Annotated in this window: 15 protein-coding genes; 6 read left to right on the forward strand and 9 right to left on the reverse strand. The window is 70.4% G+C overall.

The window, feature by feature from the left end; translation table 11 throughout:
- The first annotated feature begins 70 nt into the window (after positions 1-70).
- The gene (locus AB0H21_RS00275) at positions 71-526 is read left to right on the forward strand and encodes a hypothetical protein (protein WP_358509233.1); all 456 of its coding nucleotides are present in this window, start codon (positions 71-73) and stop codon (positions 524-526) included.
- 103 nt (positions 527-629) lie between these two features.
- On the opposite strand, the gene AB0H21_RS00280 is transcribed toward AB0H21_RS00275, so the two are convergent.
- Positions 630-761, reverse strand: a complete 132-nt coding sequence (locus AB0H21_RS00280) for a DUF397 domain-containing protein (RefSeq protein ID WP_358509236.1) — start codon at positions 759-761, stop codon at positions 630-632.
- Between the two features lie 37 nt (positions 762-798).
- On the reverse strand, positions 799-1,362 hold the full coding sequence (locus AB0H21_RS00285) for a Scr1 family TA system antitoxin-like transcriptional regulator (protein ID WP_358509239.1): 564 nt from the start codon (positions 1,360-1,362) through the stop codon (positions 799-801).
- Between AB0H21_RS00285 and AB0H21_RS00290 the strand changes: the two genes are divergently transcribed.
- Complete coding sequence (locus tag AB0H21_RS00290; RefSeq protein ID WP_358511394.1) at positions 1,289-2,044, forward strand: hypothetical protein; 756 nt, start codon at positions 1,289-1,291, stop codon at positions 2,042-2,044. The two genes, AB0H21_RS00285 and AB0H21_RS00290, sit on opposite strands and share 74 nt — an antisense overlap.
- A 114-nt stretch (positions 2,045-2,158) precedes the next feature.
- Here the strand turns inward: AB0H21_RS00290 and AB0H21_RS00295 are convergent, their stop codons facing one another.
- From AB0H21_RS00295 to AB0H21_RS00310, 4 genes are all read right to left on the reverse strand, one after another.
- Entirely contained in the window at positions 2,159-3,220 is a 1,062-nt protein-coding gene (locus tag AB0H21_RS00295; protein ID WP_358509242.1) for an ABC transporter ATP-binding protein, read from the reverse strand.
- Positions 3,221-3,332: 112 nt separating this feature from the next.
- Positions 3,333-4,112 (reverse strand): ABC transporter permease, encoded by a 780-nt coding sequence (locus AB0H21_RS00300; protein WP_358511321.1) that lies wholly within the window; start codon positions 4,110-4,112, stop codon positions 3,333-3,335.
- 127 nt (positions 4,113-4,239) lie between these two features.
- On the reverse strand, positions 4,240-5,067 hold the full coding sequence (gene modA, locus AB0H21_RS00305) for a molybdate ABC transporter substrate-binding protein (RefSeq protein ID WP_358509245.1): 828 nt from the start codon (positions 5,065-5,067) through the stop codon (positions 4,240-4,242).
- 10 nt (positions 5,068-5,077) lie between these two features.
- On the reverse strand, positions 5,078-5,488 hold the full coding sequence (locus AB0H21_RS00310; protein ID WP_358509248.1) for a helix-turn-helix transcriptional regulator: 411 nt from the start codon (positions 5,486-5,488) through the stop codon (positions 5,078-5,080).
- A 307-nt stretch (positions 5,489-5,795) separates the two neighbouring features.
- Here AB0H21_RS00310 and AB0H21_RS00315 point away from each other — a divergent pair, with 307 nt between their 5' ends.
- Together AB0H21_RS00315 and AB0H21_RS00320 are read left to right on the forward strand one after the other, a co-directional pair.
- Complete coding sequence (locus tag AB0H21_RS00315; RefSeq protein ID WP_358509251.1) at positions 5,796-6,794, forward strand: RNA polymerase subunit sigma-70; 999 nt, start codon at positions 5,796-5,798, stop codon at positions 6,792-6,794.
- Between the two features lie 5 nt (positions 6,795-6,799).
- Entirely contained in the window at positions 6,800-7,546 is a 747-nt protein-coding gene (locus AB0H21_RS00320) for a DUF6069 family protein (RefSeq protein WP_358509254.1), read from the forward strand.
- Between the two features lie 326 nt (positions 7,547-7,872).
- Here the strand turns inward: AB0H21_RS00320 and AB0H21_RS00325 are convergent, their stop codons facing one another.
- The 3 genes from AB0H21_RS00325 to AB0H21_RS00335 all read right to left on the reverse strand — a co-directional run bounded on the left by AB0H21_RS00325 (position 7,873) and on the right by AB0H21_RS00335 (position 10,206).
- Positions 7,873-8,391 carry a hypothetical protein gene (locus AB0H21_RS00325; protein WP_358509257.1) on the reverse strand — a complete coding sequence of 173 codons (519 nt, stop codon included), beginning with the start codon at positions 8,389-8,391 and terminating at the stop codon, positions 7,873-7,875.
- A gap of 23 nt (positions 8,392-8,414) precedes the next feature.
- Entirely contained in the window at positions 8,415-9,014 is a 600-nt protein-coding gene (locus AB0H21_RS00330) for a maleylpyruvate isomerase family mycothiol-dependent enzyme (protein WP_358509260.1), read from the reverse strand.
- Between the two features lie 79 nt (positions 9,015-9,093).
- Entirely contained in the window at positions 9,094-10,206 is a 1,113-nt protein-coding gene (locus AB0H21_RS00335; RefSeq protein ID WP_358509263.1) for an RNA polymerase subunit sigma-70, read from the reverse strand.
- A 192-nt stretch (positions 10,207-10,398) separates the two neighbouring features.
- Here AB0H21_RS00335 and AB0H21_RS00340 point away from each other — a divergent pair, with 192 nt between their 5' ends.
- Both AB0H21_RS00340 and polX read left to right on the forward strand, forming a co-directional pair.
- On the forward strand, positions 10,399-11,373 hold the full coding sequence (locus AB0H21_RS00340; protein ID WP_358509266.1) for an aldo/keto reductase: 975 nt from the start codon (positions 10,399-10,401) through the stop codon (positions 11,371-11,373).
- A 217-nt stretch (positions 11,374-11,590) separates the two neighbouring features.
- The gene (gene polX / locus AB0H21_RS00345) at positions 11,591-13,276 is read left to right on the forward strand and encodes a DNA polymerase/3'-5' exonuclease PolX (protein ID WP_358509269.1); all 1,686 of its coding nucleotides are present in this window, start codon (positions 11,591-11,593) and stop codon (positions 13,274-13,276) included.
- The last annotated feature ends 22 nt before the right edge of the window (positions 13,277-13,298 follow it).

Genomic DNA, 13,298 nt, shown 5'->3' on the forward strand with positions numbered 1-13,298 from the left:
TGATCGATCCCGGGCGAGGGCAATCGAATATGGGTCCATCTCCGGGATTTCCGGACGCTACCGTGGGGGCGTGGCCACCTCCGGATACTCGGGCACCCCGCTCGCCAAGAAGATCGGCGTCAAGCCGGGCCACCGCGTGCACCTGGCCCACCGCCCCTGCTGCTGGCAGATCCCAGATCCGCCCGATGGCTGCATGGTCAGGGACGCCCGCCTCGGGGACGGCGCGGCCGGAAGCGGCGGGAGCGCGAGCGCCGCGACGGCGGGTGCCGACATCACCGTGGCCTTCTACCGCGCGGCGGCCGACCTGACGAGCGAGTCGTCCGGCCTGGTCCACTCCCTCGCCGACCACGCGATGCTGTGGATCGCCTGGCCCCGCCGCGCCGCCGGACACACCAGCGACATCACCGAGAACCTGCTGCGCGAGATCTTCCTGCCGCTCGGCGTCGTGGACGTGAAGGTCGCCGCCCTGGGCGACGACTGGTCCGGCCTCAAGTTCGTCCGCCGTAAGGAGAACCGCACCACTTGACCCGGCCGACGGGAGGGCCCGCTCCCTGGCCTGTGACCGATCCTCAGGTGAGCACCTTCGGGACATCTCACCTGAGGATCCATCACCAGGGGACGCGGCCAGGTCAGGCGGACAGTTCTCCTCGCGCGAGGCCGCGCAGGAACGCCGACCAGCCGTCAGGCGAGGCGACAAGAGCCGGACCTGACGGGTCCTTGCTGTCGCGGACCGCGACCAGCCCCGGCAGATTGGACGCCACCTCGACACACTCTCCCTGCGCAGCGCTGAAACTGCTCTTACGCCACTGCGCTTCCCGAAGATCTCGGGCCATCATGGTTCACCGCTTCCTCTATTAGTCGGAGTGACTGGCTGAACGGGACTGCCTCCGCCCGGAGCGCGTCGTAAAGACGGACCAGCTCGGCGATCAACCGACGATCGTCGAAGGTCCGTCCGAACGGCTGCGCGTCGGTATAGGCGGCGTAGGGGTGTCCGTTCCGCTCGGCGATGATGAAACCGCCTGCCATCCCACAGTGCGCCCGAACAGTGCTCGGCACAATTTGGATCGTCACCTCGGGAAGCCGGGCGATGTCAAGCAGGTGCATCAGCTGCTCCCGCATGACCTCGGACCGGTGGAGAACCGGGCCGATCAGCGCGCAGGAGTCCGGGACGCTGCCAGGTGGGGGGACTGCCACGGCGGGGGCATGCGTGTGATGATTGCGCTGCCCGTGGTTTCCCTCATAGGACCAATAGTCATCTGGCCGTCGTGCCGCTAGGGGGGCCGATTCAGTGCGCCAAGCCCGGCCGGGCCGTGTCCGCGTCTTCGCCGTCCTGTTCCTGCTCACGTTCACCTCCGCCGCCATCGGCGGGGTGATCGCGGGGATGAAGATAACCGAGCTGCGCGACGCGGCGCGCGCGCAGGAGAGCCGGCTCGCCTCGCTGCAGAGCAGGGTGAGCACCGTCAGCAAGGAGACCGACCAGCTCCGCGACGAGCGGGACGCCGCCAAGAAGGCCATCGCGGCGCTGGAGAAGCAGTCCGGAACGTCCGTGAAGGACGTCACCGAGATCTTCCGGGACGGGCTGACGCTGACCCGGACGAGTGTGCTGGACGCCGCCCTCCCGAAGGACTCGCTCAGCGTTCCCCTCCGGCAGACGAACTGCCGGTCGGACTTCGACAACTGGGCATGCGAGGACTTCACGACCATCTCGGCGTCGCTCGCGCCGTGCGAGACCGGCGAGCCGTGCCTGTCGCAGACGTGGGTGGACGGCGCCGTGGCCCTCTCCAAGAGCGACGACCCGGCCGCCTCGACGTGGTCGGGGACGGGCACTCCGGTAGGGGTGCAGTTCCAGTGCGGCGGCGCCGACGCGAGCGCCGAGATGACGTGGAGCTTCACGTTCGAGCCCCACGCGGCCGCCTACGACGCCCGCGGCCGGAAGTGGCGGGTCACCGAATACTCGGCCGAGTTCCAGCTCCAGACCTCCCCGGACTCGGCCTGCCCCGAATTCACGGCGACGTGGAGCCTGCCCGACGGCACCGCCTCCTGACGCCCCGGACATCGCCCCTCGCCGGGATCTCACCGGCCGCCGGCCGCCATGTCCACGCTCGGCATCGCCTCGGCGCCTTCCGCCACCACATCCTGGGACGCCGCTTCGATCGGGTCACGCGGGGTAGGCATGGGTTTCGGTGGCTTTGACGGAGGCCCAGACGGTCTGGCCGGGGGTCAGGTCCAGGTCCGCCACTGCGGCGGGGGTGATGTCGGCGAAGGCGGTGATCGGGCCCGTCAGGTGGACGCGGACGTTGTCGCCGTGCCGTTCGATGCCCTCGATGCGCGCCTGCCAGAGGTTGCGCGGGGTGCCGTCCGGCCGGGTGCGGTAGAGGGCGACGGCGGCCGGTGAGAACGTGACGAACGCCGGGCCCTGGAGGTGCTCGGCGACACTGAACGCCATGCCGCCGACCTCGACCCGCCGCTCGGCGGCCGTGCCCCGGTACAGGTTGAGGCCGACCAGGCGGGCGACGTAGTCGGTGCGGGGACGGCGGGCGACATCTGCGGGCGTGCCGCTCTGGACGATCGCGCCGTCCTCGACGACCACGAGCCGGTCGGCCAGCACCATCGCGTCCAGCGGGTCGTGGGTGACGAGCACGGCGGCGCCGTCGAAGTCGTCCAGGTGGCGGCGCAGCTGGGAGCGGATCTCCAGGCGAGTGTGCGCGTCGAGGGCGGCGAGCGGCTCGTCCAGCAGGAGCAGCCGGGGCCGGACGGCCAGCGCGCGGGCCAGGGCGACCCGCTGCGCCTGGCCGCCGGACAGGGCGCGGGGACGGGAGAAGGCGTGCGCGGACAGCCCGACGCGTTCCAGCAGGGCGGCGGCGGTGCGGCGGGCCTCGGCCTTGGAGGCGCCGTGACAGCGCGGCCCGAAGGCCACGTTATCCAGGGCGGACAGGTGCGGGAACAGCAGGTAGTCCTGGAAGACCATGCCAATGGGCCGATTCTCGGCGGGCAGGCCGTGCAGCGGACGACCGTCGAGGTGAACGCGCCCTCCCTCGGACAGGGCGGCCAGCCCGGCGAGGGCCCGCAGCGCGGTGGTCTTGCCCGCGCCGTTCGGCCCGAGCAGCGCCAGCACCTCCCCGGGCGCGACCTCAAGCTCGACGTCGAGGACGAAGGAGGGCCGCGTGACGACGAGCCGCGCGCGCAGACCTCCGGCGTCCCCGGTCTCCGGCGTGGTCATCGAAGCGCCGCCCACCAGGTCGGCCCGATATTCGGTCCGTCGCCGACGGTCCCGCTCCTGTGCCGCCGTACGGCGGGTCGGACACGCGAGACGGCGTACGGAAAAAGGCGGGTCATGGGGACGTCACCCACCTGTCGCGCAGGGCGGCGAGGATGGCCACCGAGACGGCGAGCAGCACCAGGCTGAGGACGATGGCGGACTCGGGGTCGGTCTCCAGGGCCAGGTACACGGCCAGGGGCATGGTCTGGGTGCGGCCGGGGAAGTTGCCGGCGAAGGTGATGGTCGCGCCGAACTCCCCCAGGGCGCGCGCCCAGCACAGGACGGCCCCGGCCACGACCCCCGGCGCCACCAGGGGCAGGGTGACGCGGTGGAAGACGGTCCAGCGCGAGGCGCCGAGAGTGGCGGCGGCCTCCTCGAAGCGCGGGTCGGCGCCCCGCAGCGCGCCCTCGACGCTGATGACCAGGAACGGCATCGCGACGAACGCCTCGGCCACGACGACGCCCGCCGTGGTGAACGGCAGCGACACGCCGAAGGCGGCGTCCAGCCACTGACCCACCAGCCCGCGCCGGCCGAGCACCAGCAGCAGCGCCACTCCCCCGACGACGGGCGGCAGCACGAGCGGGACGGTGATCAGCGCCCGGACGACGCGCCGCCCGGGGAAGCTCACGCGGGCGAGCATCCACGCGAGCGGCACGCCGAGCAGCAGGCACAGGGCCGTGGCGATGGTCGCGGTGACCAGCGAGAGCCGCAGCGCCTCCAGTACCTGCGCCCCGGCCAGCCGCGACGGCAGCGTGGACCACGGCGCCCGTACCAGCAGCCCGGCGAGCGGCAGCACCAGGAACGCCATGCCGATCACGGCAGGCACCAGCAGCGGCCAGGGCAGCCGGCCCATCACCCGGTCGCCCCCGGGCGCGGCCGGACGAACCCGCGTCCTGACACGGCCGGAGGACGGCACGGGAGATGTCATCCGATGTCCGCCCGAGGCCGGACGGGTGGTGGCGTGGCCGCGGGCGGGACGTTCACGGCGCTTCGAAGCCCGCCTTGGTCAGGACGGCCTTGCCCTCCGGGGACAGCACCAGGTCGACGAACTGCCTGGCCGGCTCGGGCGCGGGGGCCTTGGTCAGCGGGGCGATCGGGTAGTCGTTGATGGCCTTGTCCGCCTCGGGGAAGGGGATGCCGGTCACCTGGCCCTGCGCGGCGAGGACGTCCGTCTTGTACACCAGGGCGGCGTCCACCTCGCCGAGCCGCACCTTGGTGAGCGTGGCCTTGACGTCCTGCTCCAGCGTGACCGGCTTGACCGTCACCCCGGCGGCGTCCAGCGCCTTGACGGCGGCGGCGCCGCACGGCACCTGCGCGGCGCACAGCGCGACCTTGACCTTCGGGTCGGCGAGGTCCGACAGCGCGTCCACCTTGGCCGGGTTGTCGGGCGGGACGGCTATCTCCAGCTTGTTGCGCACGAAGGTGACCGGCGAGGCGGCCAGCGAGGCGTCGGTGACGGTCTTCATCGTGGCGGGGCTGGCGGCGGCGAAGACGTCCGCGGGCGCGCCCTGGGTGATCTGCTGCGCGAGCGTGGCGCTGGAGCCGAAGTTGAACTTCACCGAGACGCCCGGGTGGGATGCCTCGAAGGCCTTGCCGAGCTCGGTGAACGTCTCGGTCAGCGAGGCGGCGGCGAACACGTTCAGCGTCGTGGCCTCGGCGGCGGACGTGGACGAGGCCGGGGAAGAGGAGGCGGAGGACGCGGAGGACGCGGTGGCGGCGGGTTCGCCGGAACCGCAGCCGGACAGGCCGGTGGCGAGCGCGAGAGCGGCGGGGGCCACGACGGCCCACCGGGAGAGACGCCTGAACACCAAGGGCTCCTTACTGGTTCACCATGCGCGTGTGGTCGGGGATCTCCACGACGACGTTGGTCGACTTGATGACGGCGACCGCCACCACGCCGGGCTGGAGGCCCAGCTCGTCGGCGGCCTGCCGGCTCATCAGCGACACCACGCGGTACGGCCCCGCGGCGATCTCGACCTGGGCCATCACCGCGTCCCGGATCACCTCGGTGACGATCCCGCGGAAGCGGTTACGCGCCGAGGACAGCCCCGAACCGTCCTCGGTGTCGATCTGGGACCGCGCGAACGCGGCGAGGTCGACGCCGTCGAGCCGCCGGTGGCCGTTCTCGTCACGCTCGGCCGCCAGCCTGCCGGAGTCCACCCAACGGCGGACGGTGTCGGAGCTGACCCCGAGCAGCGCGGCGGCCTCGCTGATCCGGAACGTCGTCACGAACAATCACCATACCCTCGCACATCAAAGTCTCAACAGGCGGATCACATCGCAACAGCGGCGCCATAGGCGTTCGTGTCCTGGCATCCACGAGGCCGGGAGAAGTTCCCGCAGGTGGCCGCGCGTGCCGTCCACGATCATGCCTGGAGGGCAAGCCGACCGCGACGAGTACCTGATCGTCCAGGGAGCCCACCTCGCGGGCACGGACACTCCTACTCCACCAAGTCCTGAGGGCCCTTGTGATGAGTTGTCGCGCCCGCACCCGTCACACCTACGACGGGACACGACGAGGCGGAAGGATGACGTGATGAGTGCGGACACGCGGCTGGAGGAGCTGGGCGGGAGCGGTCTGGGCGAGGTCGACGAGCCGGCGTTCTCGGGGCTGGCGGAGCGGCACCGGCGGGAGCTACACGTGCACTGCTACCGGATGCTCGGGTCGTTCGAGGACGCCGAGGACACCGTGCAGGAGACGTTCCTCCGTGCCTGGCGGCGGCGGGAGACCTTCGAGGGGCGGTCGACGTTCCGGGCCTGGCTGTACCGGATCGCCACCAACGCCTGCCTGGATCTGCTCGCCAAGTGCCGCCCGGAGCCTGCGACCGGCGGCGAGGTGCTGTGGCTGCAGCCCTACCCGGACCGGCTGCTCGACGAGCTACCCGCGGGCGACGCGGACGAGCCGGAGACCGTCGCCGTCGCGCGGGAGACGATCGAGCTGGCGTACCTGGTCGCAGTCCAGCACCTCGCGCCGCGCCCGCGGGCCGTGCTGATCCTGCGGGACGTGCTCGGCTGGCCGGCGAAGGACGTCGCGGAGCTCCTCGGGGACTCCGTCAACTCCGTGAACAGCGCGCTGCAGCGGGCCCGCGCCGGCATGCGGGAGCACCTGCCCGCCGAGCGGCAGGACTGGACCGGCGGCGAGGAAGACGCCGGAACGCGCGAGCTGGTGCGCCGCTATACCGACGCCAGCGTGGCCACGGACGTCGACGGGCTCGCCGCACTGCTGCGGGACGACGTCCGCTGCTCGATGCCGCCCACGCCGGGCCTGTACGTCGGCCGCGACACGGTGGTGAACGACTGGGTCGAGAGCGGCTTCGAGGGCATGAAGCACCTGCGCGCCGTCCTGACATCCGTGAACCGGCAGCCCGCCGTCGCCTTCTACCTCTGGCGGAAGCGGGAGCGCGCGTACCTGCCGCTGACGATCGACGTCCTGCGCGTCACCGGCGGGGCGATCACCGAGATCGTCACGTTCCACGACGACCAGTTCCCGCGGCTCGGGCTGCCGGAGCGCCTGCCGGCGGACGGCACGGAGTAGTCCCGGTGCGGACGCTCGCACTGCGAGGTGGCGCGCGCGTCGCGGTGGTCGCGGCCGAGTGGTGCGACGCGTTCGGCGTCGTCACCCGCGGGCGGGTGCAGCTCGAGCTGCGCGACGGCGAGCCCGGGCCGGTGCTTGGCCGCGACGCCGGGTTCTGGCTCCGCGGCACCGGCGTCCGCGCCCTGCGGAACCCCGGCCGTCGCACGGCGAGGGTGCGCATCGTCACCCCCAGGGCCAGGAGCGTCACATGCCAGTCAACACACCCCTACGCCAGTCACCGAATGATGGAGGATGACATGAACAGCATGAATGACACCAGGGTCGTCGCAGGCCCGGCATCGGGCCAGACCAGCCACACCCACCGACTCCGCGGGCTCGCCGGCACCGGCTTCGTCGCCGCGCTCGCAGCGATGGTGGCCACCACCCTCGCCGCTGCGGTGGCCCAGGTCGTCGGTGTCGACTTCGAGCTCCCCGATGGTGGCGAGACGATCCCGTTGCCCGGGTTCGCCGTGGTGACCGGCTTCTTCTCGGTCGTGGGCATCGTCATAGCCGTCGCTCTTCTTCGTTGGAGCGCTCGCCCCGCCGAGCGATTCGTGTGGACGGCAGTGTCGCTGACCGCGATCTCGCTGGTCCCGGCCCTCCTCTCCGGGGCGAACACCGCCACCACCACCGCCCTCCTCGGGCTACACCTCGTCCCTGCGACGGTGATGATCCCCACCCTGGCGCGGAGCCTCCGCACCCGGACCGATTGACGATCCCGCAACGGGACAACGCGCGGCGCAAGGGCGTGCGCGAGCGCACTAACGTGGCCCCCGGTGCTGCCGCCCTCCATTCCAGGTTCTTTTCTTGGTCGATTCGAAGGCTGAGCCGCGTGTGCGAAGAAGCACAGGGCACCTTGCGGGATGAAGACCAGAGCGACAGCTACTGAGCCTTCCATCCTGATGGTTCGGGCATCAGAAGGCTGAAGAGCGGTACCGGAGGAGATGTGCCGAACGGCGCTGCCGGTGGCGGCGCTTAGATCCGGCACAACAGGCACTGCTGGTGCCCGGCCCACCCGATGGCCGACGTCAAGGCGGTTTCAGGTGAGCGTCTCACGGAGGATGCGAACAGCTCGTGGACCGACTCCGTGCATCGCCAGGAGGTCGGCATCGGTAAGGGCGGCCACCTGGGCGAGCGTGATGATGCCGGCGCTGGTGAGGGCCCGGGTGGCGGGCCCTCCGATGGCCTTGGGCAGGTCACCGGCCTCACCGGGTGCTGCGGTACGCCCCGCGGCTACTCGCGCGGCAAGCTGCTCCGGCGCCCGCGACAGCCAGGCGCGACGCACCCAATGGTTGAGCTGTTGACCGTTGATGTCTCCGATCGTGACACGTACGCCGACCGGTGTCGCACCGCGGACCAGGCGCTGCGCGGTCGGATGCGCGACAAGGACCTCCTCGACATCCGGCATGGGAAGCCGGAGTTCCACCAGGCGGTCCTTGTCCACCGAGGCGAATCGCTTGCCGCGCACCGTGAATGCGACGATCCCTGAGCCGAGGACCTCCTCAGCGGTCTCGGGATAGGAAAGGGCAGCCTTGCGAAGCTGGGTGAGCGTCGTCATGGATGAAGCGTAAGTTGAGCCGCTCACCTCGTTCGGGTCAACAGCGGGCGGCGCCCAGTGATGGTCAGCAGGATGTCCTTAACCGGCATCTCGACCGGTTCCCCGTCACCGATCCGGACATCGGCGTCGGTGCCCCGTAACTGGATGCCCGCCAGATCGACGCCGAAGTAGGACAGGCTGCGCGGGTTGGCGTTCGTTAGGACCAGGGCCACTCGCTCGACCGGCGGCGATGGCAAACCCAACGGCTCGGTGATGTCCAAGCCGTGAATGGTGTCGTGGCTCAGCGCGCCGGCGGGGCCACCGCCCGGCGGCTGCCAAGGGTTGGCGATATTGGCCCGCAGGACGGCCAGTAGTTCGGCCCCCGACATCCGGGCAGCGTCCCTACGGGCCGCCCGGTCGGCGTACCGGTTGAACGAGAAACCGGCCGCGGCCAGCCCCACCACCACCCTGGGCAGGCTCGTACGGAAGGGCGCGGTGATGTGCGTGACGACCTCACGTACCCGCCAACCCCGGCACAGGGACGGATTGTCCCACTCGTCGTCCTGGAGTCCGGAAAGGAGACCGGCCAGTCGCTCCCGCTCGGCGCGGACGTGCGGCGTGAGGTCTGTCTGGGTCGATGACATGAACGAAAGCCTTCCGGTGGTAGCCGATGAGTCGCCTCTTATACGACCGGCAACGGCCGGACTCATCGCTCCTCGGGAATCAGGTTTCGAGGATTTTCGGCAGACCGAACTCCGCGAAGCGGTCACCGCAACCCAGGAACGTCACGATCTCGCTGATCCGCTCGCCCCGGCACTCGATCACCACCAGCGCCAACGGCGCCAACGTGCCGTTCGTGTCCGGCCGGTACTGGCCGAGTGTCCAACACCCGTTGACCAGGTCACCAGGGACGAGACGGTCCTCGGTGCAGGCGTCCGTCCTGGTCATCGCCGCGCCGATTCGGGTCGGCCCGTCCAGCCACCACGCGAACGGCGGCATCCCGGACCGGACATCGTCGGCCAGCACCGCGAGCAGCGTGGGCACGTCGTGCATCTGAAAAGCGTGCACGTACCGCTGGAGAAGATCACGCTGAGTCACGTCATGCAGGTCCGGCGGGTCGGCCCGGCGCGGCCGGTGCTCAGCCAGCGTGGCCCTGGCCCGCTGCAGCGCACTGTTCACCGCGGCCACCGACATCTCCATGACCTCGGCGGCTTCCATGGCGGCGAACCCGAGGACATCCCGCAACACCAACACCGCACGCTGACGCGGCGGCAACCACTGCAGCGCAGCGATGAAGGCCAGGCGCAGCGTCTCATGCCGGACCGCGAGCGTGGCCGGGTCAACGGTGCCCGCAAGGCGAGAGTCCGCCAACGGCTCGACCCACCGCGTTGGCGGGAGCGGGACACCGATGTCCGGGCCGGACGCGGCCGGCTCCATGTCCCAGGGCAACGCTCGCCGCTGCGCGCCGCGCAGCATATCCAGGCAGACATTCGTGGCGATCCGGTGCACCCAGGTCGAGAACCCGGCGCGGTCCGGGTCATAGCTGCCGATCGCCCGCAACGCTCGCAGCATCGTCTCCTGCACGGCGTCCTCCACCTCGCTGGCGGACCCGAGGATGCGGTAGCAGTAACCGGTCAGGGGTCCCCGCAACGCCTCCAGGCTCGTCGCCATGGAATCAGGCTCGCCGTGTGCCACCACGGCATCAGTCTCCCATCCGTGAACTCGATCGCCCGGATGTGCCGATAGCTCGAGTGGCCTCTCGCCGAAAGCGAACCTCGTGTGGTCCGACACTACGGGGCGTTCAAGGGCTGTTCCGGGTTGATCGTGGGTGGGCATGTCGTCGCTGGAACTCGACAATCAAATGATCAACCAGCACCGTGCCCGCCTCCATACCAGTGATCGACTTTACCGGAACCCTTTTCTGGAGCGTGGGCTACACCGGACCGCAGGGCGGGGGCGGCCAAGTGCATCACCCTTCTGTGGTCGTTGGTTGGGGGCGTGATGGGATGTGGGGCGGGAGGTAATGACATGGAGTACGTTCGGCTTGGTTCTACCGGGATGAAGGTTTCGCGGGTCTGTCTCGGGATGATGAGCTACGGGGACCCGGGGCGCTGGCAGGACTGGGTGCTGGACGAGGAGGCCGCCGAGCCGCTGGTCAGGAAGGCCGCCGAGGCGGGGGTGACGTTCTTCGACACCGCCGACACCTACTCGGCCGGCGCCAGCGAGGAGGTCACGGGCAGCCTGCTCCGGAAGATCTTCACCCGGCGCGAGGAGTACGTCCTGGCGACCAAGGTGTTCTTCCCCGTCGAGAAGGCCACCAACGACCACGGGCTCTCGCGCAAGCACATCCACGCGGCCATCGACGCCTCGCTCACCCGCCTGGGCACCGACTACGTGGACCTGTACCAGATCCACCGCTGGGACGACAACACCCCCATCGAGGAGACGATGGAGGCCCTCAACGACCTCGTCCGCGCGGGCAAGGTCCGCTACATCGGCGCCTCGAGCATGTACGCCTGGCAGTTCGCCAAGGCCCAGCATGTCGCCGAGTCGCACGGCTGGACAAAGTTCGTGTCCATGCAGAATCATCACAATTTGCTTTACAGAGAAGAGGAGCGGGAGATGATCCCGCTGTGCCTGGACCAGGGCGTGGGGCTGATTCCCTGGAGCCCGCTGGCGCGCGGCGTGCTGGCGCGGGCCGGGTCGGACGAGGCGACCACCCGGGCCGGGACCGACCCCCGCATCGAGTACCTGTACACCGACCCGGAGAACGACCGGCAGATCCTCGACCGGGTGGCGGAGACGGCCAAGCAGCGCGGCGTTCCCGCCGCTCAGGTCGCCCTGGCCTGGCTGTTGCACCAGCCGGGCCTCACCGCGCCGATCGTCGGCGCCACCAAGGACCGGCACATCGAGGACGCGGTCGCGGCCGTCGACCTGCCCCTGTCGGACGAGGAGCTGGCGTTCCTCGCGGAGCCCTACCGGCCGCGGGCCGTCCGCCACTGAGCCCCCCGGGGGGTCGGCCCGCCACGGTAGGGCCGGGTTGTTCGACCAGGCCATCTCGGCGCGGGAGTCCCGTGGGGACGACTGGACCAAGGAGGACGGTGAGGTTTTCCCCACCGTGTTTCGAGAGGCCACGACCATGTCGCCGAGCGGAGCGTAGGCGGTCGTCGCCGGGAGTCGGGGCCGCGGATTGTCGGCGGGTTTCCGTAAGCTGAGGCGCATGGGACGGGCGAATGACGAGGCCGCGGCGGCGCTGGAAGAATACGCCGATCTGTTCGCGATGACCGGCGGGGACGCCTTCCGGGTGCGCAGCTACCAGAAGGCCGCCAAAGCCATCGCGGGGTTCCCCGAGGACATCTCGCGGGTCGACGTCCGCAAGGTGCCCGGGGTCGGCGAGGCCATCGCGAAGAAGGTCGAGGAGTTCCTCCAGCGGGGCGCCTTCCGCCAGCTCGACGACCTGCGCTCGCAGGTGCCCGAGGGGGTGCGCCGCATGACGCGCATCGCCTCGCTCGGCCCGAAGAAGGCGGTGTTCCTGTTCCACGAGCTCGGCATCGACTCGCCGGAGGCGCTGGCCGAGGCGATCCACGAGGGCCGGCTCACCGGGCTGAAGGGCTTCGGCGCCAAGACCGAGGAGAACCTGCTCAAGGGCATCGAGCAGCTACGCCAGGCGGGTGAGCGGGTGCACCTCGGCGTGGCCATGGATCTCGCCGAGCGCGTCCTGGCCTCGCTGCCCGCCGAGCGCATCGCCTACGCCGGGTCGCTGCGCCGTATGAAGGACACCGTCGGTGACATCGACGTGCTCGCCGTCGGCCCGCAGAGCATCATGGAGGTGTTCAAGGAGCAGCCGTACGTCGCCGAGGTCATCGCGAGCGGCGAGCGCAAGACGTCGGTGCGCACGACGACGGGCCTCCAGGTGGATCTGCGGGTGGTGCCCGCCGAGTCGTGGGGCGCGGCGATGCAGTACTTCACCGGCTCCAAGGAGCACAACGTGCGGCTGCGCGAGATGTGCGTGAAGCGCGGCTGGAAGCTGTCGGAGTACGGGCTGTTCGAGGGTGAGACGGTCATCGCCTCCGAGACCGAGGAGGAGATCTACGCGGCGCTCGGCATGCAATGGGTGCCGCCGCCGCTGCGCGAGGACGGCGGCGAGGTAGCGGCGGCGCTGCGCGGCGAGCTTCCCGAACTGGTGACCGTAGAGGACGTCAAGGGCGACCTGCACACGCACACGAACCTGACCGACGGCATCGCGACGCTGGAAGAGATGCTGGACGCGGCCTCCAAGCGGGGGTACGCGTACTACGCGGTGACCGACCACGCGCCCAATCTGTTCATGCAGCGCATGACGCTGGACAAGGCGCTGGAGCAGCGCGAGGAGCTGTACCGGCTTCAGGCGTCGTATCCGGGCATGCGGCTGCTGCACGGCACCGAGCTGAACATCGCGCCGGACGGCACGGTCGACTGGCCGCTGGAGGTGCTGGAGGGTTTCGACGTCCGGGTGGCGTCCGTCCACTCGCATTTCACGCAGTCGCGGGACGAGATGACCCGCCGGTTCATCGCCGCCTGCGAGAACCCGGGCGTGCAGATCATCGGCCACCCGACCACGCGGAAGATCGGCAAGCGTCCGCCGGTGGACGCCGACTGGGAGGCCGTCTTCGCGGCGGCCGGGCGCACCGGCACCGTCATGGAGATCGACGCCTACCCCGACCGCGCGGACCTGCCGTCCGATCTGATCCGCCTCGCGCGCCACCACGGGGTGAAGTTCTCCATCGACAGCGATTCGCACGCCGTCCCGCACCTGGGCAATCTGCGGTTCGGCGTCGGTCTGGCCCAGCGCGCCTGGCTGACGACGGACGACGTCATCAACACCTGGCCGCTGGACCGCCTGCTGGCCTTCCTCGGCCGGTCCTGAGCGCGGCGCCCTCGTCGTTCGG

Origin of the sequence: Sphaerisporangium sp. NPDC051011 (assembly GCF_040653595.1) — a bacterium.
Classification (GTDB): Bacteria; Actinomycetota; Actinomycetes; order Streptosporangiales; family Streptosporangiaceae; genus Sphaerisporangium.

Bases quoted from the DNA above. Each gene is read 5' to 3' on its own strand.
- AB0H21_RS00300 (WP_358511321.1), bottom strand. From the start codon at position 4,112: ATGGGCCGGCTGCCCTGGCCGCTGCTGGTGCCTGCCGTGATCGGCATG.
- AB0H21_RS00325 (WP_358509257.1), bottom strand. From the start codon at position 8,391: ATGACGACGCTCACCCAGCTTCGCAAGGCTGCCCTTTCCTATCCCGAG.
- AB0H21_RS00285 (WP_358509239.1), bottom strand. From the start codon at position 1,362: ATGGCGGCGGAGGTGAACGTGAGCAGGAACAGGACGGCGAAGACGCGG.
- AB0H21_RS00315 (WP_358509251.1), top strand. From the start codon at position 5,796: ATGAGTGCGGACACGCGGCTGGAGGAGCTGGGCGGGAGCGGTCTGGGC.
- AB0H21_RS00295 (WP_358509242.1), bottom strand. From the start codon at position 3,220: ATGACCACGCCGGAGACCGGGGACGCCGGAGGTCTGCGCGCGCGGCTC.
- AB0H21_RS00340 (WP_358509266.1), top strand. From the start codon at position 10,399: ATGGAGTACGTTCGGCTTGGTTCTACCGGGATGAAGGTTTCGCGGGTC.
- AB0H21_RS00335 (WP_358509263.1), bottom strand. From the start codon at position 10,206: ATGCCCACCCACGATCAACCCGGAACAGCCCTTGAACGCCCCGTAGTG.
- polX (WP_358509269.1), top strand. From the start codon at position 11,591: ATGGGACGGGCGAATGACGAGGCCGCGGCGGCGCTGGAAGAATACGCC.
- AB0H21_RS00330 (WP_358509260.1), bottom strand. From the start codon at position 9,014: ATGTCATCGACCCAGACAGACCTCACGCCGCACGTCCGCGCCGAGCGG.